At 33.1% G+C, this 21728-nt stretch carries 20 protein-coding genes and 1 pseudogene; 8 read left to right on the top strand and 13 right to left on the bottom strand.

Annotated features, from left to right (window positions below):
• Nucleotides 1–216 precede the first annotated feature (216 nt).
• Both MHH71_RS01890 and MHH71_RS01885 read left to right on the top strand, forming a co-directional pair.
• The gene (locus MHH71_RS01890; RefSeq protein WP_033798927.1) at nucleotides 217–1140 is read left to right on the top strand and encodes an ABC transporter ATP-binding protein; all 924 of its coding nucleotides are present in this window, start codon (nucleotides 217–219) and stop codon (nucleotides 1138–1140) included.
• Nucleotides 1128–1859: an ABC transporter permease gene (locus MHH71_RS01885; protein WP_033798928.1), complete on the top strand. Its 732-nt coding sequence runs from the start codon at nucleotides 1128–1130 to the stop codon at nucleotides 1857–1859. The genes MHH71_RS01890 and MHH71_RS01885 overlap by 13 nt, the downstream gene beginning before the upstream one ends.
• A 386-nt stretch (nucleotides 1860–2245) precedes the next feature.
• Here MHH71_RS01885 and MHH71_RS01875 read toward each other — a convergent pair whose 3' ends face one another.
• The 3 genes and pseudogenes from MHH71_RS01875 to MHH71_RS01865 all read right to left on the bottom strand — a co-directional run.
• On the bottom strand, nucleotides 2246–2998 hold the full coding sequence (locus MHH71_RS01875; RefSeq protein WP_006095084.1) for a WecB/TagA/CpsF family glycosyltransferase: 753 nt from the start codon (nucleotides 2996–2998) through the stop codon (nucleotides 2246–2248).
• Nucleotides 2999–3042: 44 nt separating this feature from the next.
• Nucleotides 3043–4683, bottom strand: a complete 1641-nt coding sequence (locus tag MHH71_RS01870; RefSeq protein ID WP_006095085.1) for a M3 family metallopeptidase — start codon at nucleotides 4681–4683, stop codon at nucleotides 3043–3045.
• Between the two features lie 144 nt (nucleotides 4684–4827).
• A pseudogene (locus MHH71_RS01865) lies at nucleotides 4828–5703 on the bottom strand (APC family permease); the annotation flags it as partial.
• Between the two features lie 403 nt (nucleotides 5704–6106).
• Between MHH71_RS01865 and MHH71_RS01860 the strand changes: the two are divergent.
• Nucleotides 6107–7006 carry a LysR substrate-binding domain-containing protein gene (locus tag MHH71_RS01860; RefSeq protein ID WP_029426842.1) on the top strand — a complete coding sequence of 300 codons (900 nt, stop codon included), beginning with the start codon at nucleotides 6107–6109 and terminating at the stop codon, nucleotides 7004–7006.
• A 122-nt stretch (nucleotides 7007–7128) separates the two neighbouring features.
• On the opposite strand, the gene MHH71_RS01855 is transcribed toward MHH71_RS01860, so the two are convergent.
• From MHH71_RS01855 to MHH71_RS01845, 3 genes are all read right to left on the bottom strand, one after another.
• Nucleotides 7129–8118 carry an aldo/keto reductase family protein gene (locus MHH71_RS01855; protein ID WP_033798929.1) on the bottom strand — a complete coding sequence of 330 codons (990 nt, stop codon included), beginning with the start codon at nucleotides 8116–8118 and terminating at the stop codon, nucleotides 7129–7131.
• A gap of 475 nt (nucleotides 8119–8593) precedes the next feature.
• The gene (locus MHH71_RS01850) at nucleotides 8594–9442 is read right to left on the bottom strand and encodes an endonuclease I family protein (RefSeq protein WP_003198008.1); all 849 of its coding nucleotides are present in this window, start codon (nucleotides 9440–9442) and stop codon (nucleotides 8594–8596) included.
• 112 nt (nucleotides 9443–9554) lie between these two features.
• Nucleotides 9555–10976 carry a zinc dependent phospholipase C family protein gene (locus tag MHH71_RS01845; protein ID WP_006095089.1) on the bottom strand — a complete coding sequence of 474 codons (1422 nt, stop codon included), beginning with the start codon at nucleotides 10974–10976 and terminating at the stop codon, nucleotides 9555–9557.
• A gap of 212 nt (nucleotides 10977–11188) precedes the next feature.
• On the opposite strand from MHH71_RS01845, the gene MHH71_RS01840 reads away from it, so the two are divergent.
• Nucleotides 11189–11392 (top strand): hypothetical protein, encoded by a 204-nt coding sequence (locus MHH71_RS01840; protein ID WP_018765695.1) that lies wholly within the window; start codon nucleotides 11189–11191, stop codon nucleotides 11390–11392.
• Between the two features lie 151 nt (nucleotides 11393–11543).
• On the opposite strand, the gene MHH71_RS01835 is transcribed toward MHH71_RS01840, so the two are convergent.
• Nucleotides 11544–12404 carry a DegV family protein gene (locus MHH71_RS01835; protein ID WP_006095090.1) on the bottom strand — a complete coding sequence of 287 codons (861 nt, stop codon included), beginning with the start codon at nucleotides 12402–12404 and terminating at the stop codon, nucleotides 11544–11546.
• A gap of 263 nt (nucleotides 12405–12667) precedes the next feature.
• On the opposite strand from MHH71_RS01835, the gene MHH71_RS01830 reads away from it, so the two are divergent.
• A complete protein-coding gene (locus MHH71_RS01830; protein ID WP_003198003.1) occupies nucleotides 12668–13099 on the top strand; it encodes a GNAT family N-acetyltransferase in 432 nt (143 codons plus the stop codon).
• Between the two features lie 110 nt (nucleotides 13100–13209).
• On the opposite strand, the gene MHH71_RS01825 is transcribed toward MHH71_RS01830, so the two are convergent.
• Nucleotides 13210–13608: a YxeA family protein gene (locus MHH71_RS01825; RefSeq protein ID WP_018765696.1), complete on the bottom strand. Its 399-nt coding sequence runs from the start codon at nucleotides 13606–13608 to the stop codon at nucleotides 13210–13212.
• A gap of 292 nt (nucleotides 13609–13900) precedes the next feature.
• On the opposite strand from MHH71_RS01825, the gene MHH71_RS01820 reads away from it, so the two are divergent.
• Nucleotides 13901–14221: a hypothetical protein gene (locus tag MHH71_RS01820; RefSeq protein ID WP_003197999.1), complete on the top strand. Its 321-nt coding sequence runs from the start codon at nucleotides 13901–13903 to the stop codon at nucleotides 14219–14221.
• A 57-nt stretch (nucleotides 14222–14278) separates the two neighbouring features.
• Here MHH71_RS01820 and MHH71_RS01815 read toward each other — a convergent pair whose 3' ends face one another.
• The 5 genes from MHH71_RS01815 to MHH71_RS01795 form a co-directional block, all read right to left on the bottom strand.
• The gene (locus MHH71_RS01815; protein WP_006095091.1) at nucleotides 14279–15814 is read right to left on the bottom strand and encodes an MDR family MFS transporter; all 1536 of its coding nucleotides are present in this window, start codon (nucleotides 15812–15814) and stop codon (nucleotides 14279–14281) included.
• A gap of 23 nt (nucleotides 15815–15837) precedes the next feature.
• The gene (locus MHH71_RS01810; protein WP_006095092.1) at nucleotides 15838–16545 is read right to left on the bottom strand and encodes a hypothetical protein; all 708 of its coding nucleotides are present in this window, start codon (nucleotides 16543–16545) and stop codon (nucleotides 15838–15840) included.
• 25 nt (nucleotides 16546–16570) lie between these two features.
• A complete protein-coding gene (locus MHH71_RS01805) occupies nucleotides 16571–17281 on the bottom strand; it encodes a polymer-forming cytoskeletal protein (protein ID WP_006095093.1) in 711 nt (236 codons plus the stop codon).
• 13 nt (nucleotides 17282–17294) lie between these two features.
• Entirely contained in the window at nucleotides 17295–17918 is a 624-nt protein-coding gene (locus MHH71_RS01800; RefSeq protein ID WP_003197991.1) for a YhbD family protein, read from the bottom strand.
• Between the two features lie 161 nt (nucleotides 17919–18079).
• Nucleotides 18080–19870, bottom strand: a complete 1791-nt coding sequence (locus MHH71_RS01795; protein ID WP_006095094.1) for an ABC transporter substrate-binding protein — start codon at nucleotides 19868–19870, stop codon at nucleotides 18080–18082.
• A gap of 48 nt (nucleotides 19871–19918) precedes the next feature.
• Here MHH71_RS01795 and MHH71_RS01790 point away from each other — a divergent pair, with 48 nt between their 5' ends.
• Nucleotides 19919–21124 carry an MDR family MFS transporter gene (locus MHH71_RS01790; protein ID WP_033798930.1) on the top strand — a complete coding sequence of 402 codons (1206 nt, stop codon included), beginning with the start codon at nucleotides 19919–19921 and terminating at the stop codon, nucleotides 21122–21124.
• Nucleotides 21125–21322: 198 nt separating this feature from the next.
• On the top strand, nucleotides 21323–21685 hold the full coding sequence (locus MHH71_RS01785; protein ID WP_006095096.1) for a hypothetical protein: 363 nt from the start codon (nucleotides 21323–21325) through the stop codon (nucleotides 21683–21685).
• Nucleotides 21686–21728: the final 43 nt, after the last annotated feature.

The following is a 21728-nucleotide window of genomic DNA, read 5'->3' as shown; positions in this document are numbered from 1 at the left end:
TCCTTAGCAAGAGATTGTTGCACAGCCATTTTTGAGATACATCTTTTTCATTCCAAAAGGTACAGCTTTTGGTACGGTATAGGGGTACAGCTGAGATATGTTAATTAAATGACTACAAAAGTGACGATTTTTTACATTTTTGAAAATTATGGTATGTTTTGTTTTCATTTGGTAAGTTATTAGTAGTAAATTACAAATGCAACAGGGAGGAATACTATGAAATATGTACTAGAAACATCTAACTTAATAAAAATTTATGACTCAAAAACCGTAGTCGATTCCATATCATTGCAAATAAAAAAAGGTGAAGTTTATGGTTTATTAGGTGAGAATGGTGCTGGAAAAACAACAACAATTAGGATGATTATGGGTCTATTAAAACCAACAAGTGGGGACATATATATATTTGGAAATAAGCTAGATATTAATAATCGTTCCTTTTTTGGGAATATCGGATCTATTATAGAATATCCAGGTTTTTATGGGAATTTAAGTGCAAATGATAATTTGAAAATTAGTAGTAATTACATGGGAGTTAAAGATTCTAAGGCCATCGACCGTGTTTTAAATATAGTTAATTTGCAAAACGTCCAGCATCAAAAAGTAAAGAATTTCTCTTTAGGAATGAAACAGCGATTAGGGATTGCTCGTTCATTGTTACATAATCCAGATGTATTATTATTAGATGAACCAACAAATGGCTTAGATCCAACTGGAATTAAAGAAATACGAGAACTACTCACTGAATTAGCTAGAGAACATCAAAAAACAATTTTAGTATCTAGTCATATACTTAGTGAAGTACAACAATTAGCAAATAAAATTGGAATTATACACAAGGGGAAACTCTTAGAAGAAAGTTCTATGGATAAATTAGAGGATAAATTCGAAAAATATGTAAGGATTAAAGTTAACAATATTAATAAGTGTGTTGAGATTTTAAAAGAAAACATAAAAGATTTAGATTATCAATTTTCTAATACAGATATTTTGATAAATCATTTTGAAGGAAATACTGCAGAATTAAATAAATTATTAAATTATGCAGGAGTCGATGTTTATGAAATTGTAACCGTAAAACAAACATTAGAGGATTATTTCATGCAAATAACAGGAGGGATTAATCGATGCAATCTATAATAAAATCTGAACTTATTAAATTCAAAGGTTCTAAATTAATATATATTACTACCGTGTTGCAATTGATTCCTATAGTACTTGTATTTTTTATTTACGCCTTTAATCCTAAATATTCTATTACTGAAACAGGTTGGGGCGAATACTATAAGACAATTTATATGTTTTTTAACATTATGACAGGTACTGCTATTTTTTATATTTTTGGAGGATATATATTTTCTAGAGAATATCAAGAAGGAACAAATATTATTTTATTTACAAGTCCTATTCCTAAATTAAAATTTTATTGTGGTAAATTGCTAATTGTATTTAGCTTTATTGTTTTTACAATGGTTATACTGCTCTTTCTTCCTTTCTGTCTAGGTACGTTAATTACTGACCTTCCTTTTACATATGGTTTATTTATTCAACAGCTTAAAATAGTTTCATTAATGGCAATTATGCATTTTTGTTTAATACCTATAGCATCTTTTTTTGCAATTAAGTGGAAAAACTTTCTTTCAGTAGTCTTGTTGATGTGTATAGTTTTATTTTTGAATTTAATTTTAGTTAATGTACCTGGAAACGTATTGTATCCCTGGATAGTACCACTAATATTCAGTCCTCATGACGGAATCGGAAGAACTTTTATTAATTATCCTATTGGTGTTTGTAGTATTTCCTTTATTTTCGTAGTAGGTTTAATATTATCAATTTATGAATATAAAAAAGTCAATTGAATTCTTTAAATGGTTTCTGTGAAATTAGTGTGAGAGTCCTAAATTAATAGGACTCTTTTTTTTTCGAGGTAGAAGGATGGAACCGTCAAGAAGAATTGGTTTAGCAGTCACAAACGCTTTGGGGATTATGTAATTGATTTACAAAAAATCTCTCACCCAATAGAAGAAACAATCCCTCTATAAGCTCAATAGGTCATAGTTGGAAATAAAAGTAAGACTACGACCTATTTTCACACGTATCTCGGCTGTACCCCAATTAGAGCATCGCCTTGAAAAACACCATATAAGCCTTCCCCTACCTTACTAAATGTGTTCGTTTTGCTTTTGTATTCATTTACTAATTTCAGAAGAAAATGAAATCCTTCTTCTTTACTTTCTTTTAACAGTTACTGCACGCTTTTTCTGACTCTCTCAGCCATAACCGATACTAAAAATTTCGGAAGTATTAACTGTCGTTTTATTCTTTTAGGCTGTGTTACTAACCTATATAACCATTCTGTACCAGTATCCCTCATTAGTTTCGGAGCCCGTTTTACCGTGCCGGATAAAATATCAATCATACCTCCAATACCAATAGATAAAGGTACGTTTAATTCTTGAAGATTTTCATAGATGAATACCTCTTGCTTAGGAGATCCTAACCCTACCAATAGTAAGTGTGGTTCAAATTTTTGAATTCGAAGTTTGATTTCTTCTATTTGCTCATTTTTGACAAAGCCATGTTGTCCTTCAAAAGTAACATGTGGAAAACGTATGTTTAAATTCTCTAACGCTTTCTCATTATTTTCTGGTGCAGCACCAAAAAGAAATACCCGGTATCCCTCTTGATTACAATACTCTATTAAATCATGAGTTAAATCTGCACCGGTAACACGCTCTTTCAATGTTCCTTTTAAAATTTTTGAACCGAGTATCACGCCTATTCCATCTGCTGTTATTAAGTCCGCTGATAACAAAATCTTTTTAAAACGTACAGATTCAGCTGAAGTTTCTTTAGCAGACATTACAATTTCGGGATTTGCCGTAACAATAAACTTTGGTTTATTTTCCTTTTCAGATAACCAATTTTTTAATAAATCTATTACTCTCTTATACTCTAAGCTACAAAATGGTATGCCTTTTATGTACTGTTGTTCCATTTCTTACATACACTTCCCCTATGTGTTCTCTTATAATAAATGACTTAAACTTCCTCTTGTACAAACTGTAAATACTCATCAATATCCTTATTTATTTGAAGTAATGCTTTCTCCCAAAACTCATTATCAGCAAGGTCGATGTGAAAGTATTGTTTCACCAACTCTTCGACTGGGCGTTTTCCAGTCTCACACAAGAATTTTTTGTATTTAGAATGAAACTCACTACCATCTTGTTTTGCAATTTCTAATAATCCTAAACTTAGTAGATAACCAAATGTATATGGATAATTGTAAAAAGGAACACTCGCTGTATAAAATTGACCATATTTCATCCAAACAAAAGGTTGATATTCTGTTAAAGAATTTCCATAAGCTGCTTTTTGTGAAAGTATAGATAATCTCTCTAATTCATCCGCACTTAAATGTCCCTTTTGACTTTCTTCATAAAATGTTTGCTCAAATTGAAATGAAGCTCGAATGGCCATTACATAATTAAAGCTATTTCTGATTTTCCAGCTAAGCAATGATTTTCTCAGTTCTTCACTTTCTGCTATTTTAACTAAGTAATCTACAAGTACCATCTCAAAGAAAATAGATGCTGATTCTGCCATACACATTGGAAGGTAGTCATCTAAAAAAGCAGTAGACTGCTCATTGCTCATTACATAAAAATGCCATGCATGCCCTAATTCATGAGCTAATATTCTTACACTATCAATTGTTTCATCATACCGTAATGAAATTCGAGATTCTCCTTCACTTAAAAAAGGAGCGCAAAATCCACTAGGTGGCTTATTATCTCTTGGCTCAGCATCAACCCAACCATTCATAATAGCGTGCTGTGCAAATTGAGCTAGTTCTTCATCGATATCCTTTAAGGCCTCATATATATTTTCTACTGCTATTGAAAACGGAATTTGAACCTGATTATTTTCTTCCAATGTCATCAAATCATGCCAAGTAAACGTCTCCTTACTTCTTTTATGAAACGCTATAACACTCGATAACTTTTCAAGATTCCCTTCAATAGCATTCCACATTTCCAATAATGCATTTTTAGAAATACCGTTTGCTTGAAGCGATTGTGACAATACCTCCTTTTCTTGTAACAGGTTACTTTTTAGGTTACGCAATCTACCTATTTGATTAAGTACGCTAGCAAATACTGTTTTCTCCTTTTCCAATGCCTCTGTAAGAGAAGAAAATACCGCTAATCTTTCATGATGAGTTTCACCATTCATCGCAAGATAATTTGCTTTTCCAAATGATAATATCTCGTTATTATGATGTACTTCTAATCTATTTCGTAATTGTATGTACATGTCTTCCCAAGCTTTTAATTCATTTTCTATAAAGTTGATATTTTGATTTTCGAAGAAGTTACTTTTTTCATGATTCGATTCTTGTAGTAATAAACGAACCTCTGTTTTCAACTTATTTATTTTTGTATGAGGTAAAGCAGCTGTAAATTCATCTGCGTGTTCAGCAGAAAGACAATAAAAGTAATACTCTGCCTTTTCAATTCTTTGTATAATTCTTGAGAGGATTGCTGGGTCGCTATTTTCTTTATATGTTCCTATTAATTGTTCGATTATCTCTATTTCTGTAGAAAACGTAGGATCTTTTGTTTCAGGATATAACCTTTCCAAATCCCATCGCGTTGGATGATTGATCATTTGATTCATTTTATAGCCTCCTGTTTTTACAGATAGTTACAATAATGCATTCATTAGCTAATTATATATGAATCACTTAAATTTCAACATCTTGAAATATTCCGACTTTTGTGCAGGTATTTTAAATAGTATTACTTTCACTCCTTTCCTATTCTATTTCTTCTTATTTATATAGCGTGTATTTACTACCTTTTCTTTTTGATATATATACACCAAACACATCAATACAACTACAATCGGAATGGCAATTACATCACCAATAAACGGATATACCATTACGCAACATGTGAATGCTGTTACAGAAAAAATCTTTCCTAGTCTATTCTTGATTAGCTTTATTCCCGCTGCAGTACCTACAATATATGTAACAATTCCTAATGAATTAGGGATTAGCACTAATTGATCTACGCGAATATGAAAAAAGAAGCTTATTAAAAGCACTGTTATTGCGATGAAACCTACTATCATTAAAGCATTCGTTGGTGTATTGCTTTTGTTATTCAAATACCCCAGATATTCAGGTGCAAATTCTTCTTTTCCTAGAGAATAACCCAGCCGACTCATACTTGCTATACATGCATTTGTTGTACCTAAACAAATTATAAAAGCTACCAATCCAACTAACCATACAAATTGGTCACCTAATGTATTTTTTATAACGATTACAAGAGCAGTACTATTATCAGACTTTATAGAATATGCTCCTGTCCCAATTACTGAAATAGCAATTCCTATATAAATAAGGCCAATAATAATAATCGCAGCACCTGTTGAAAAAATGATATTTCTTTTTCTCGGAGATTTGAATTCAGGCGCTAAACTTGAAATTGCTTCCCATCCAAAAAAAGACCAAAATATTAATAATGTAGCATGTAAAATAGGGTGTATTTCATTTAATGAAATGTTTATATTTATGTTTTCCATTTCAATATAAGGCAATGAACAAACAATTGTTATGAGTAAGATAAGAAAAGTTAATACACCTATACATACTTGAAATACTCCACTCATTTTTAACCCGAAGAAATTTGAACAAATAAGATGATTTTTCATTGGATATTTATGTTAATATCACTATAAAGATTGTGAAGAAATGTACTTAAACTAACGATGCAGGTTAGTTGCAGAAGGAGAAAGACTTTTAATCTACCTTTTTTCTTTCATCCCCTATTCAGAAAATTTCGATTCAAAAGTGGGATATTATGTTAAAGTGGGTTTGTGTAATTACTTAACTAACTGACAGGTTATTTGAAGAGAGGTATTTTTCCCCTTATCTATGGAACTGGTCGATAAACTCTAAAACATCTCCTCTCTCTAATACCAAAGAGCTGTAAAACATAAAAAGCATGGCTACGAAAATACTAGGCACCTAAATGAGTTTGATAATAAAAGAGAAGTTCTTATTAGATTTTAGTAGAAGGGATGGATGAAAATGGATATTAGGAAAATGCGATATTTCATAATGGTGGCAGAAGAATTGAATTTTAGTCGTGCAGCAGAACGTCTTAGGATGGCACAACCTCCTCTAAGCCAAGAAATTCGTAAATTAGAAGAAGAATTGGGAGTTCAACTTTTTCATCGAACAAAAAGAATGGTTGAACTTACGGATGCTGGGAAGATATTTTTAGAAGGATCTCAACAAACACTGTTTCAATTAGAAAGAGCCATAAAAGAAACACAACTTGCAGCTGAAGGAAAAATAGGGAACTTAATAATCGGTTTTGTCGATTCCACAGAAATCGTTATAGAAGTTCTTAATAAATTTCGAGAACGCTTTCCTAAAATCCATCTTATATTGCGTGAAATGACAACGGAGCAGCAACTAAAAGCACTCTATGAGAAACAAATTCATATTGGATTTATTCGTTCTAAACAGAACAACGGGATACTATCTTCTGAAGTTTGTTCTGAAGAATCTTTAAGATTGGTTTTACATCAAGATCACCCTTTCACCTCATTGCCCGAAATTCCACTCCAATTGTTAATTGATGAACCATTTATTTTGTTTCCTCGTCATTTTGGTCCGAATTTTTATGATTTAATTATTAACTATTTTGGGGATCATGGTGTAAGTTTAAATGTTGTTCAAGAAGCTGTTCAAATGCAAACTATTGTTAATTTAGTTGCAACAGGAATGGGAGTTTCTGTCGTTCCATCGTCGGTGGAAAGTTATAAACGTCCTGGGGTTATCTATAAAAAAATCCAAGAGACTACACCAAAAGTAAATCTATATGTTGGATGGAGACAGGATGAAAAATCTGCAGTAGTAGATCATTTCTTAACAGTTGTTAGAGAGGTGTATTCGATTTTACAACTTGATCACCAAGAATAAAAGCCCACCCTGATGGGATGGGTAGTAAAATATTACAAAGGAAGAATGCTAATTTAACTTAAGTTTTAAAGTAAGACTACAAAGATTTTGTATATATTTCTGATTAAGTCACGTGCAAAAACTTAACCTGTTTTACTCGGATCGTACTCAACGAAACCTTCTAGTACTTTGTCAATCTGATTCATTATTTCAGGTTTCAGTTTGACATCAGAAGCGAACACATTCTCTCTTACCTGTTCCGGTCTCGAGGCACCGATAATTGCTGAGGAAACATTCTGGTTTTGTAGTACCCAAGCTACTGCGAGTTGAGCGAGGGTAAGATCAATCTCTTGTGCGATGGGTTTGAGCTTCTGGATAGCAGTGAGCACATTGTCATTCATCCAACGTTGTGCAAGATTATAAAAAAATGGTTTGCCAGCAGGAGAATTAGCACGTGATTGAGTTGGTACTGGTTTTTTGGGGTGATATTTTCCAGTGAGAACACCTTGTGCGAGAGGCGACCATACTACTTGCCCAAGTCCCTCACGTTGACAGGTTGGTATCACATCGGTTTCGATAACTCTCCACAACATTGAATACTGGGGTTGGCTAGCGATGAGCGGAATATTCAATTCCCGTGAAAGTGTTGCACCACGGGTGATTTGTTCTGCTGTCCATTCACTTACACCGATATAAAGCACTTTACCTTGTCTTACAAGATCTGCGAAAGCTAACATCGTTTCTTCAAGAGGAGTAGTTGGGTCAAATCTGTGTGCATAATAGACATCAATATAGTCGGTCTGTAACCGACGCAGCGATGCATTACAATTTTCTAGAATATGTTTTCGTGATAAACCTTTATCGTTTTGCCCATTCCCAGTCGGATGGCACACCTTTGTACATAGTTCAATGCTCTCCCGTCGTATACCTTGTAAAGACCGGCCGAGTACTTCTTCAGCTTTAGTGTCTGAATAAACATCAGCAGTATCGACTGTTGTTATACCGACATCTAGTGCTGCTTTAACACACTCTTTTGCAGTATCCTCATCTACTTTACCCCCATGATTTATCCAGTTTCCGTATGCAATCTTGCTTATTGTTAATCCGCTATTGCCAAGTTTACTAAACTCCATTCTAGTTCCTCCTTTTAAAAGTGCTATCTTCATTATAAAGACCACATTTTAATACGGATAATATATTATTAATAATGAATTAATATAAAATTTATATAAGAATGCAGTGCCCTTCTGTGTAATCAGAAGTTTGCAAGGCTATTGGGTATTACCACATCGCTATCAAGCCAATAATGATGCCTATCTAGGTTTATTTGGCATGCACATTTTTAAGAGTGTACCTCTACTTTAAGAATATCTTATTTCTGATAAACGGAAGTTCATTTTGTTTTTGTTCTTAAGTTGATGGGCATAGAATTTTATAACACCCCTAAAACAAAAAATTGTACATTTTCACCGGGAGATGCCAATTTTCTCGTTTTGGGGTATTTGCTTTTCTTAGGTTGATTGTGATGGGAGTAAACGCCAAAAAAGGAGTGATTCTTATGATCACTCCTTTCTACTTTAAAATTTACCCAGGTATGATTTTACTTATTTATTTCCAAATTTCATTTGCCCATTCAGGATGATCAATAAATGGATTACGATTATGTTGATATTTTGTAAAAATAACTTCATTACGCTTTCGTTCCAAATCATCGACAGGGTCTTGTTCATTCCATTTTAGTAAAACAGATAGTTTCCCCATATATGGATCTTTATTGTTATTCACTTTTTCATTAAGCTCTAAATCTACTTCGCCATTGTCTCCTTCATAACGAACAGCCATGTAAAATAACATTCTAGCAATATCTCCTTTTACACTATCACGAGGTTCCCAAGAATCACTATCGTATTTACATTCTGTTGCTTCTGAATGACTCACACCGCCATTATCAAAATCCAAATTCCCACGTGAACTATTGACAGATACATCCGTAGCTCTTAAATGGTGAAGGTCCGTTCCTGGTCCTGCAGCTGTCCCAAAATCACCGTGAGATTTTGCCCAAACATGCTCTCGGTTCCAATTATCGACCCCTGAACCATTTGTAAATTTCCCTTGCGAACGTCCTGTATATAAGAGAAGAACATTGTTTTTATTATTTGGATCTTCATCAGTATCTCTTAGTGCTTCCCAAACCGCACTGTATGATATCTTTGTATGATTATCAATAATATTATGAAGCTCCTTTTTTAATTCTGAACCCGCTTTTCCCTTTGCGCTATTATAATATGTATCATCATAATTTTTTACAGTAACCTCTTGTGTTAAAATCATCTCTGCTTTCGGAGACGCAGACACTACTTCAGCATATGTAGTATCTGTAAATGATAAGGACGAGGAACCTAAAATAAAGAATGAAGAAATAGCAACCATACTTAGTTTTATTTTTTGAAATGGCATATACACAAATCCCCTTTAAAATTAGATGCTAGTTAATGAACAAAAAACTCATTCTAAATACATGAAGTATTATTAAAATATATAAATTTTTCTTTCTCTCTTCTAGGAAATCCTATTCAGCCTGTATAAATTTCCATGCTTTTGGTTGATCCGTTTTCTTTCCTAACACAATCCAGCTCTTCCCTTTACCATTTTCTTGATAATTTACTGGGTATCCATCTGTATATAGGTAATATTCAGCTGAATTATTCGGATTTGGATACACTTTAAACTGTGCAGTATTTGCTTTTTGTTTCGCAAGATGTACCCAATTTGTCATGTTGGAGTAATTAAGAAATACGTAATTATCATAGTTGGATTGCGTCATTTTCAGCAGTACACTTTCTCCGCGATGGAGGATTCCATTATTCTCTTTATCAAATACAAACTGAACAGGTGTACCGTGAACTTTATTATCATCTACATGATTAGATAATAGTGCGTAATCATTCGCAGCATATACTTCAAAGGTCAAACCTCTATTTAGAAACTCACTTGGTACTACGAAGTATTTTTTATTATCTTGTATTGCTTCTCCTTTAGAATCTTTTACTATCGTATTTTCAATATCTTCAGCAGCAGTATTTCCAACAAATGTGTTAAACCATAAATGAATAAATCCCGCTGTATTTCTTTGAGCTTTTTCTAAACTTCTCTGAACAGCTGGCATAACTTCTTCTTGCCAAAGAGTATTGTTTCCTTTATTATAGTGAGATTTAATCTCGTCATTGGTAATGTTCCCGATTTCCACTTTTGCGAGTTTCGCTGTTTCATGGATCCACTGTTTTGGATCATTAGAATTCACTAAATTATATACGCCCTCACCATCAGATACTTCATACTGTGTCTGAATTGTCGTCACATAATTTTCAAAAGCGCTATGAAACTTTAAAGCACTCATGTCGACGGCTGTAAAATTAGCAGCATGCATTGGCTGAGTAGCATCTGTGAAGTAGTGCGTCGCAACACCTAAATAATAAAAAGCTTGTTTTCGGTCATCCTTCTTAAAGTATTCACCTGCTAATTTAAAATATTTATCTCCTTGCGAGAGAGCTGTTGGTTCTTCTTCTCCTTTATAGTTCTTTCTCGTATCAGGATCGTAGAAGTGAGATTTCCATCCTCCCTTAATTAGCCCATCAATGCCTATCGTACCTGTACCGCCATCGTTAAATTCATCAAGGTAATCGGCATCATAAAGACCTCTTTCAAATAACTCCTTATATTCAGGAGTATTTAAAAATTGTAATTCATTTGCTTGAACCGTCTTATCTTGATTACGACCCATAATTTGAATTGCGTTTCGTGCAATCCATAAATGTGTGCTTTCATTAGGATGGTGCGGATGCTCCGCAGACCATCTTTTCACACGTTTGTGCTCTTGGTTTTCCTGTTTCATTACTTCGTCAATTCCACAAGCATATGTTTCTGTTGGAATTGTCATTGCAATAGAAGATATTGCTGTTACAAAAGCTAGTGTACATAATTTCTTTTTCATACGATTCTCCTAAATTTCAATTTCATCAATAACGTAAACGATTTTACTTTTAAACAAAAATACCCTTCCACATTAAAAATGTAGTTTAATAATAACCTATATATTTCAATTTTTTTATGCAATTATACATATTTAGTTGCTAGCTAAAAAGACTACAGTTTATCGATGATTGAAATCAAAAAATATTTATTAAATAAGAAAGAGGGACGAATATGATTTTGAGAACAAATGACAAAAAGGCGCGAAAAACAGTAAGATATGTTGCAGGATTTGTTATACTTTTAATACTAGTATCCTTTATATATCAATGGAATAACGGTTTAGAGATTGATACGACTGAGAGAGTTTCTTTTATACTAGTTCTCACTAGTTTCCTTTCTACCTTCTTGCCTGTTAGAAAAAAAGCTAGTGAATAATAAAAAAGTTACGTCTGCTACTGTAAATCGTTTGTATTACATATATTCTTTATTGCATTTGATATATTAATTCCTCCTACGATGTTATCCTCATCTATTTCGCACAAAACTATGATTGTAAAAAAAAAGATTGATCAAAAAGATCAATCCTTTACTCTACTTCATTTAAGAAGAACAATGTTAAAACACCTGGTCCTGTATGCGCACCGATTGCTGCTCCAATTGTATTTACAATAAACACATCACAGCCAAATTTTTCAGTAATTAACGCTTTTAATGCATTCGCAGTTTCTAAATCATCACCATGTGTAATGCCAACTGTTTGACCTTTAAGGTCTTTTCCTCGCTCTTCCATTATATCGACAATTCGGCCTAAAACTTTCTTTCTACCTCTAATCTTTTCAAGTGGTACAAGCTTTCCTTCTTCCACATTTAGAATCGGCTTAATATTTAATAAACCACCAATAAATCCAGCTACCTTACTTAAACGACCACCTCTAACAAGATACTGCAAATCAGCAACTGTAAAGATATGCTCCATATGTTTTGTTAGAAAAGCAATTCGTTTCAAAATTTCTTCTTTTGATGCACCTTCTTTAGCCATTTTCGCAGCTTCTAATACAACAAGACCTTGACCAAGTGAAGCGCATTTTGTATCAATAATTTCTAAATCGAAATCTGCATATGTTTCTTGTACTTCTTCTTTAATCACTACTGAAGATTGATATGTACCAGAAAGTTCAGAAGAGAAAGCTACATATATACAAGGTGTACTTTGCTTTGCATATGTAACGAACTTTTCTTGGAATGTTTCTAATGATGGCAGCGATGTCTTAAATACCTCGCCTTCTCTCATCTTTTGTAATAATTGAACCGAATCTAATGTTACTCCATCTAAATACTCTGTTTCTGCCTCATCATATACACGGAGTGGAATCAAATCTATATCATAAGCTTGCAGCAATTCTTTTGGTAAATCAGCAGCACTATCCGTAATGATTTTAACGCTCATTTTTAAACCTCTATTCTATTATAAGTATACTAAAATAAGAACAATTACCTTTAAATTATATACGTAAAACACTTATGAAGAAAGAGAAAGTATTATTAAACTATTCTATATTCTATGCGTGGAATGTGGAGAAATTAACTTCATGATCAAATCAATTTCTCAAACGAGTTATATCTAATTGAACCAAGTACCATTATTTCATTACAAATCATTTTGTTTCCTATACAATAGAAATATCAGAATTTTTCAAGGAGTGTATTTTTATGAAAATAAAATTTGCTTCACCAGAGGATTTAGAATGGATTAACAGTCAGTATAAATCAGTTGGATTTGTGCCAAGTGATTTAAAAAAAGATAAAGTGGCAATTGTGACATACAACGGAGAATATGTTGGACTTGGACGTTTAGTTAAAATTGATCAAAGCACGTTAGAAATGGGCGGTATTTATATACTTCCTAAATTCAGGGGCTATAAATTAGCAGGCGATCTCCTTTCTTTCTTAGTAGACGAAGCAAAGCAATCCAATGTACCTAATATTTATTGCATTCCTTTTGAAGAACTGGCAGCTTTTTATAAAAAATATGGTTTTAAAGAAATTAATACTGATCAAGAGGGTGTTCATCCTACTGTATTAAATAAATACAATTGGTGTTTACGGGAATATGATAAAAATGTTTTGTTGTTTAAATTATAAGCACTTTTAAATTCAAACTTCATTTCATACCATTATTTTCTTCTTCAAACAAAAAGGCAGCATGTACAATTATACATGCTGCCTTTTCATCTATGAACAATCCTTATATATTAGTTTTTATCCATCTGCTTTAGTGCTTTTTTAGGAATTTCATTTTGTTGGACTTCTTCATATGTTGAAATCCCTTTATATCCCTCACTATTTGGTTCATCAAATACATACACACGTAAAAAAGCATTTAGCTTTAAATTTTTATTAGCATCGAACTTAATACTCGTCTTATTTCCATCTTTATCATATGCAATTACGTTATACTCGTAACGCTTCCAAGTAGGATCATCTTTATCTACCTGATATTCTTTTCCGTTCTCCGTAATATGAACATACATTTTATCTTTGCCCAATTTTTGCTTCATTTCAGCTAAATCCCAATCAAAGCTTACAAAAGCAGTCATTAAAAGACCTAATAATACGAGAAAAGCAATCAAAGTTATTAACAGTTTCTTCATGTTTTCAACCTCTTGTTTTAATAGTATGTGACACCTCGTATACTATCAGAAACCTTATGATCTATTTATCTATTTTCCTTACAAAAACCTTACACTTTTGTAATAAATTCGAACCAATTTTGAATTAGCAAGGATTTCCTTTCCCTTCACTGAATAGCACTTCTCCTACCCGAACTTTTGGATGCGAATATTATAATTGAGAATGATAATAAGGAAACAATTTCATCTTTCCACTAAAAAACGTTATAATAAACTGTAGCCTCTACGATTACGTTATAAAGGAGATTAAAAAATGGCTAAAATTAAAGTGTATCAAGTAAAAGAAGAAAATATGGATGCAGTAAAAAACATCATTGATGTTGAAGAACAAAACCCATCTACTGCAGATTTACAAAATCTATACACATGTGTATTAGATACAGAGGATATGGCATTGCCTGAATCATATATCGAAGAAGATATTTTAATCGATTCTATTGAAGTAATGGTAAATGTGTCTCAAAATAAATTAAGAGACCTAGGCACATACGATGTAATTGAAGTACAAAACAAAGGTAAAAAAACACAGATTTTATTATTAGCAGACGAAGAATATGAAGTAATCGAAGGTTAATTTGTAAAGTTACATACAAAAAAGCTCCTTTCTATTTGAGAAAGGAGCTTTTTTCTTCTATGCTTTTGATGTTTCAGCCTTTATCTTACCTTGTTCTTTCTTGTATACCATTCGTTCATTCCCCATAAAGAAAATAAACACGAATGCTAAACCTGCTGGAACTAACGCCCACATAAAAGTATGAACGATAGAACTTGAAAGGGCTTCAATAATTTTATCTAATATTTGTGGCGGAATTTGAGATCTTGCGCCTTCTGAAAGAATTGCTCTTGAATCCCCTAGAGCGTTGCTATTTATTCCGCCATCCATTCCTTTAAATGCTTCTTCTAATTGATCTTGAAAACCTGTTCTTTGAATCATACCAAATATTGTAATCCCAAGTGTCATTCCTAATGAGCGGATAAAGTTACTCGTTGAAGTTGCTGATCCGCGCTGGTTCATACCAAAGCCATGGATTGCAGCCATACTTAATACTGAGAATGAAAACCCTACACCAAAACCGATAATAATCATATAAAGGGTTAGCCATACACGACTTGTTTCTGGTGTTAATGTACTTAATAAGAACAATCCACCAAGCATAATTACAGCAGAAATAATCATGATATTGCGGTAACTTAACTTTGATGTTAAAAATCCGCCTAACTGTGCTGTAACGACTGATCCTAACATCATTGGCAATAGTAATAAGCCAGAATTCGTTGCCGATCCGCCATATACACCTTGAATGAACAAAGGAATATATACAGTTGCTGACATAAAAGCAGCCCCGTAAAATAAAGCGATAATTGTACTCATCCCGAATAAGCGCTGTTTAAACATTTCAAACGATATGATAGGTTCTACCACTTTTCTTTCAATAAAAATAAACATAATAATTAAAATAGCAAATGCCGCAAATAAACTTAAAATAAAAGTAGAGTCCCAATCATACTTCTGTCCACCAAGTTCTAATGCGAACATTAAACAAACAACTGCACCGACTAGTGTAATTGCACCAAACCAATCAATCTTTTGTTTTTGATGAACGCGCGATTCTTTATAAAAGAATACAATAAAAATAAGTGATAGAATACCAAGCGGTAAGTTAATATAAAACACCCAGTGCCAGCTAATGTAGTCTGTAATATATGCGCCAAGTAAAGGACCGAAAATACTAGATAATCCAAAGACCGCACCAAATAATCCCCCCATTTTCCCGCGCTTTTCGGGCGGAAAAATATCAAAAACAATAGTAAAGGCAATTGGAACAAGTGCCCCGCCACCAATACCTTGGATCGCACGATAAATACCTAACTGCGTAATATTTTCTGCGGTACCACAAAGTGCCGAACCAATCATAAAGACAATTAAGCCGAAAATAAAGAATCTTTTTCTACCATACATATCTGATAGTTTTCCGAAAATCGGCATTCCTGCCATTTCTGCTACCATATACGCCGATACAACCCAAACAAAGTTTTCTAATCCGCCTAAATCGCCAACAATTGTTCCCATCGCTGTAACAACAATGGTATTATCCATTGATGCCATTAAAATCCCTAGCAATAAACCAGCAACTACAAAGCTAAGTTTACTATTCTTTGCAACCATATATCTTGCTCTCCCTCTTACAACTATATTTGTTTATGTTCTTTTACAACTGATTTGCCTTTTTGATTAAAGCTAGTATGATATTCAACAACACTTATTTCACAGCCAGGGCCAATTGTAACATTGTTTCCCCTCACTACTTCAGCTATTGTATGCTCTAAATAAATGTCATCACCTTCAATAATTGATGTTTGAAGATTACCAGTATGGCTTGTAAAAGGAATAAATCTAGCTTTTTTTCGTACTGTAATCTTTTTCCCACCAATTTCTCTTACTTTACTTCCTTCATAACGCAAGATAATGTTAATATTTTCAGCATTTAAAAGCCCTTCACTTTCAAGACCACCCGTTAATAAAAATTCTTCAACTTCAATATCTTCTTTTACAGTCAGCCCTCCTTTAATGTCCACAAAGTTTCCGGATAACTTTCCATTCACTTCGAACATTCCTCGAATTTTTATTTTGTTAATGTGACAATCATTCTGCACTTGTGTATTACCATATACTTTCACATACTCAGCATGCAAACCACCTTGTACTTCACTATCTCCATACACAATATATGAATTTGTCGTCATATCACCACGAACACCGCTCGTTCCATATGCTTTAAATTCATTGCAGTTCACATCATTTGAAATTGTTCCTTCTCCTCGAATTTTCACTTTATTATAGATTCCACCTGATGAACTACCAGAACCATTCAATGTAAGACTATTTCGCTTTTCCATTTACATTCCTCTCTCTATAAAAAAATTAAACTTGCTGAATTTCTTTTACTTTTGCATTTTTATCGACATGAAGAACTCCCGTATATTCTATAAGTCCAATCTCACAATTCGGCCCCACTGTAACATTGTTACCTCTTACAGTTTTAATTTGCACGTAATCAATATCAATATTGTCACCTTCTAACAATTCAGCTTCTAAATGTGATCCAAACACCGTTTTAAAAAGCCCACTAAATGCTGTTGGTCTGTGTCTTACTTTAATTGTTTGACCACCTATTTCTTTTACTCTACATGTACCATGAATATCGATGTCAATTTCATCTGCGCTTAGTAAGCCACCAATTGTGAATTGCCCTTCTGACGAAAAGATATCTACTTCACAATTACCGTCAATAGTCGCTTGCCCACGGATTTTAAGCTCTTCTCCTGTCAAAGTACCACCAATTGTTCCTTTTCCAGCAATCTTTAAATTGTTAGCCTTTACATCTTTTGTAATCGTTGCTTTTCCATCAATTCGCATATTTTCAGTGCTTACTGTACCGTCAACTTTACCGGATCCACTAATTTTTGTGTTCTCGCTTTTTAAATCACCATTTACACTACCTGACCCATTACATTCAAATTCATCACAGTCAATATTTCCATTAACAGTTCCTTTTCCATTTAACTGTACTTTATGGAACTCTCCACCATTTGAAGAACCATAGCCATTTATAATTAATTTTTCTGTATGCATTATTTCTCCTCCACTACAATAGTTTTGATTTTAATGCTTCTGTATATTGCATGATTGTTAAACGTACGACTATCTTCGTACCTTTTTCAAAAAATAGATCTTCCACATTTGAAACTAAGAAACATGTAGCAATACCTAGTTTTCGAACCACAACTAATTCACTATTCTTTTGTTTCATGATTTCATAGTGCTCATGCAGCACTTGCAGTATCATCTTACCTTCTTCTAAACTAATTTCTCCAGATTGCAGTAATTCTTCTAAAATGTATACATAGAGAATATCAACAAATTGAAATTCTACCGGTTTATTCGTTTGTTCTATAAAAAACTGCACAACCGGTTCGGAGGCAATACCCTTTCGTATCATGTCTTCTTTCGTTAAAGAAACCTCTGTTACACTTGGTGAAAACATATTCGCTAATTCATCTAGAGACAAATCCTCTTTCATTGTTTGAATTTTATCAATACGTTCTAATATCTTTTCTTTCGGAAAAAATGTTTCTTGCCCTGTAAAAGTTGATTTTCTTACAAACCAATCTTCTGGTATTAAATTCTTTCTTTTCCACCTATATAGCTGTCCGTATGAAATACCAGTCAGTTCTAATAAATCCTTTTTTGAAATTAAATCCGTACTCAACTGTATAACACTCCTTCCTGATAACAATGTAACATAACACTGTTACACTGTAAATGGGTGTTTATAAAAAATGTGCGAAACAATGTTCAAAATCAAAATGTACTTCCATACAAAAAGGCCCTTTTGATTTTTCAAAAGAACCTTTATTAAATGCTTATATATTAAGGTTTAAACCATATATTATAAAAATCAATCCAACCTTGAGCGTTGATGATTATATTTTGTACTTTTTCATGTGTACGTATGTGTTGTTTATTACGATATAAAGGAACAATATGAATATTACGTAACAATGTATCCTCTATATCGCGTAACAGTGTAATTCGCTTTTCAAAATTAGGTTCAATAAAATATGAATGTAATTGCTCATTAAAATCCAGAGAGCTATGCTGATAAATAAAACTATTTTTTGAAAGAAACATATACAGAAAACTGCTTTCTGTTTGCTCGCTAATGGTAGCACTATCATGAATGATATCTGCTTGCTTTATCATTTGAACCTGTAATAATTCCTGTGTATCAAGAAAAGCTATTTCAATTACAATTCCATATTTGGCACATTCTTTTTGAATCCAATATGAATCTTCTACATGATCTTGTCCTTTAAATGTGTATAAATTTAATATTTCATTATTATACTTACTATTTTGAACCAAGATTTGAATATCCTCTTTTATTCTTGGCATAAAAAAATTCGTCAATAATAATTCCCCTGCTACCTCGCCACGCTCTCCCTCTAACTCACCTATTATTTTGCTGCTATGAATAATTTTATACAACGCTTTGCGAAATGTAATATCTTGCATAGGTCCTTGTTTCTCAGTGTTTAACGTTATATATGTTACATTGGATTCCAGTATAGAAAGTTCCTTATGATACTTTTCTAATTCTTTATGTTGCGCCTTTACGAAAACATCATATGTATCAATACTTTGTGGCACATTCCATAATTCAATCCGATCGAGAAAGGGTCGTTCACGAAAATACAAATCATGAGCTTCTAATACAAAAATAGACTCATTATTTTCACACAGTTTAAACGGTCCTGTTCCAATTAATTTGTCTTCCTCATCTTCCATTACAATAGAACACTGTTCTGAGCTTAAAGCATGTAATAACAATTGATTTTCCGTATGCAAGTGCATTTCTACAATATATTCATTTACAATACGAACACTTTCAACATGTTGAAGCATCCATGAATACGGATTATCCTCTTTATTCATAAACCTACCAAATGTATATACAACATCATGAGCTGTAAATCGTTTTCCATTATGAAATCGAACCCCCTTTCGTAAATAAAAAGTCCATAGTTTTAGATTGTCATTATATTCCCAATGAAAAGCGAGTCTCGGCTCTATTGTATTTGTGCTCTCATTAACATAAATAAGCGTGTCATATAGATGTTTTACCATATGACACTCCGAACGCATTGTAGCATATACAGGATCTAAAGAAATTTTCAGGTTCATTTCAACTTGTAAACGCAGTACATCTTGTCTTCCTCGAGAAGTCATTTCAATTTGATAACCAAATATCGAATCTATCCAAGCTTGGAATTGTTTTTCTAATATGGGGAAATATGAGCTATATTGCTCAACAAATGCTTTTCCACCCTTTACATCCCCTTGTTTCGTTATTTCTTTCCCCTGTTCTAAAATTAAAGAAATAGGATTTTTTTGAAACGATAACTTTGATCGATTCCCTCTTCCGCGTCCTGGAAACCAACAAATCCACGCTAACTCTTCTAATTTTTTTATAATAAATTTACTATTACGATCCGTACAAAACAATGTTTCCGATATATTTTGTAATGATATTTCTATTTTTTCTTCCTCTGTTCTCCCTTTTCCATACTGGACCCACAGCTGTATGTACTGCTCCAAAATAACCATACTTTTCCCCCTAAAAGATGAAAAATCTCCTTCTTTCATTCTACCCTTTTTCATTTCTTGCTTCTATCTTAAGATTTCTATATAGAAAGGGGGAAATGAAGAATGAATCATCTTATAAAACGCTATAATAAACCAATCCGGATTCGATTATTAGGTGAGTTGTTAACTAGAACAACTGAGGCCATGTTAGCAATTATTTTTATTGTCCATGTCAATAAAGCACTAGAAGGTAATGTGATTATGACAATGCTTCTGTTTGGATTGCAGCCACTTTCTGATATTGTGTTCACAATCATTGCTGGAGGTGTAACAGATCGCTACGGTAGAAAGAAAATTATGTTACTCGGATTATTCGTGCAAGCAATTGCAATAGGCGGATTTGTTTTTGCTGAATCAGTCCTATTCTTTGCTTTGTTATATGTAATGAACGGTATTGGCCGCTCCTTATATATTCCTGCTCAGCGTGCACAAATTGCCGATTTAACTGAACAAAAACAACAAGCTGAAATATTCGCTGTTCTTCAAACAGTAGGAGCTATCGGTGCTGTGATTGGTCCATTCATCGGTGCCTTTTTTTACAATAGTCACCCTGAATACTTATTTGTCATTCAAGCTGTAACTCTCCTGCTGTATGCCATTCTCGTTTGGACACAACTGCCAGAAACAGCTCCAATCATTCAAACTAATGAAAAATCAGCACAAGTAACAACACGTACACAGTTTATTTTTAAGCATTATGCTATATTTGGACTCATGATATCTACTCTTCCGATTAGCTTTTTCTATGCCCAAACTGAAACAAATTATCGTGTATTCGCAGAAGATATCTTTCCAAATTTCTTATTTGTTCTCGCATTTATCTCGACTTGTAAAGCTGTAATGGAAATCATCCTGCAAGTTGGTCTTGTCAAATGGTCTGAACGATTTTCAATGCCTAAAATAATTGTAATTTCATATATTTGTTATACATTCGCTGCTATTGGTTATGGTTATTCTACAACATTATGGTCACTCTTCTTCACATTGCTTTTCCTGACAATTGGTGAAAGTATTGCTTTAAATCACTTACTACGATTTGTTTCCAGAATAGCACCAAGTCACAAGCGGGGATTATATTTTTCTATCTACGGCATACACTGGGATATTTCTCGAACGTGCGGTCCTGCTATAGGTGCAGTTATATTAAGTCATGTAAGCGGCGGCACTCTATTTTATATTTGTGCCTGCTTATTAATAATTGGTGGAATCATTCAAACTTATTTTGTATATTCAGTAGAGCGTAATAAATCAAAAGAGCTGTTCTTATAACAGAACGGCTCTTTTTCTTATATCAACTACCCTGCCATATTATTAACACTGTCCTCTGTGGAAAACTCTACATGTATATATTCTTTATTCATAATTTCTTCCTTAAAACATATCCTATTTATTTGTTATACTGAATAGATAATAGGAAAATTTTACTGGGTTTGATAACCATTTTATTCACTTTAAAGAAGAGGTATAATGAATAAAGCTATCGACATACAATATCTGTGTCATTTAATATATCAAACATTTTCAATTCCTGTTCATTTTTTATCTACAAATAATGATATCTTATATGAATTTATTTCTAACGATAGTTGTAGTCCTTTTTATTCCTCTAAGAAAGAACAACTAAATGACCTTTATCAAAAAAATGATCCCTATAACTTTCCACTCATCAAGACCAATCGTTATCTAGAAAATTTTGTTTTAATTCACATAGTAGATCATGAATACATGGAAGGAACTCTTATCATTGGCCCTTCTGCATACCCACGTTTATCAGAAGATATGGTTATTGAACTCATGAATGAATTTGCACACAATTGCAATAAAGGCTGACTTCTAGTGCACTCTTTCACTCGGTTATGTTGGATAATTTTTA

The sequence above is a fragment of the Bacillus sp. FSL H8-0534 genome (assembly GCF_038005885.1).
In the GTDB taxonomy this organism is placed as follows: Bacteria; Bacillota; Bacilli; order Bacillales; family Bacillaceae_G; genus Bacillus_A; species Bacillus_A pseudomycoides.
This window is presented reverse-complemented; position numbering and strand designations above follow the sequence as displayed.

Coding starts and splice junctions, on each gene's coding strand:
- MHH71_RS01890 (WP_033798927.1), top strand. CDS start 217: ATGAAATATGTACTAGAAACATCTAACTTAATAAAAATTTATGACTCA.
- MHH71_RS01885 (WP_033798928.1), top strand. CDS start 1,128: ATGCAATCTATAATAAAATCTGAACTTATTAAATTCAAAGGTTCTAAA.
- MHH71_RS01875 (WP_006095084.1), bottom strand. CDS start 2,998: ATGGAACAACAGTACATAAAAGGCATACCATTTTGTAGCTTAGAGTAT.
- MHH71_RS01870 (WP_006095085.1), bottom strand. CDS start 4,683: ATGAATCAAATGATCAATCATCCAACGCGATGGGATTTGGAAAGGTTA.
- MHH71_RS01860 (WP_029426842.1), top strand. CDS start 6,107: ATGGATATTAGGAAAATGCGATATTTCATAATGGTGGCAGAAGAATTG.
- MHH71_RS01855 (WP_033798929.1), bottom strand. CDS start 8,118: ATGGAGTTTAGTAAACTTGGCAATAGCGGATTAACAATAAGCAAGATT.
- MHH71_RS01850 (WP_003198008.1), bottom strand. CDS start 9,442: ATGCCATTTCAAAAAATAAAACTAAGTATGGTTGCTATTTCTTCATTC.
- MHH71_RS01845 (WP_006095089.1), bottom strand. CDS start 10,976: ATGAAAAAGAAATTATGTACACTAGCTTTTGTAACAGCAATATCTTCT.
- MHH71_RS01840 (WP_018765695.1), top strand. CDS start 11,189: ATGATTTTGAGAACAAATGACAAAAAGGCGCGAAAAACAGTAAGATAT.
- MHH71_RS01835 (WP_006095090.1), bottom strand. CDS start 12,404: ATGAGCGTTAAAATCATTACGGATAGTGCTGCTGATTTACCAAAAGAA.
- MHH71_RS01830 (WP_003198003.1), top strand. CDS start 12,668: ATGAAAATAAAATTTGCTTCACCAGAGGATTTAGAATGGATTAACAGT.
- MHH71_RS01825 (WP_018765696.1), bottom strand. CDS start 13,608: ATGAAGAAACTGTTAATAACTTTGATTGCTTTTCTCGTATTATTAGGT.
- MHH71_RS01820 (WP_003197999.1), top strand. CDS start 13,901: ATGGCTAAAATTAAAGTGTATCAAGTAAAAGAAGAAAATATGGATGCA.
- MHH71_RS01815 (WP_006095091.1), bottom strand. CDS start 15,814: ATGGTTGCAAAGAATAGTAAACTTAGCTTTGTAGTTGCTGGTTTATTG.
- MHH71_RS01810 (WP_006095092.1), bottom strand. CDS start 16,545: ATGGAAAAGCGAAATAGTCTTACATTGAATGGTTCTGGTAGTTCATCA.
- MHH71_RS01805 (WP_006095093.1), bottom strand. CDS start 17,281: ATGCATACAGAAAAATTAATTATAAATGGCTATGGTTCTTCAAATGGT.
- MHH71_RS01795 (WP_006095094.1), bottom strand. CDS start 19,870: ATGAAAAAGGGTAGAATGAAAGAAGGAGATTTTTCATCTTTTAGGGGG.
- MHH71_RS01790 (WP_033798930.1), top strand. CDS start 19,919: ATGAATCATCTTATAAAACGCTATAATAAACCAATCCGGATTCGATTA.
- MHH71_RS01785 (WP_006095096.1), top strand. CDS start 21,323: ATGAATAAAGCTATCGACATACAATATCTGTGTCATTTAATATATCAA.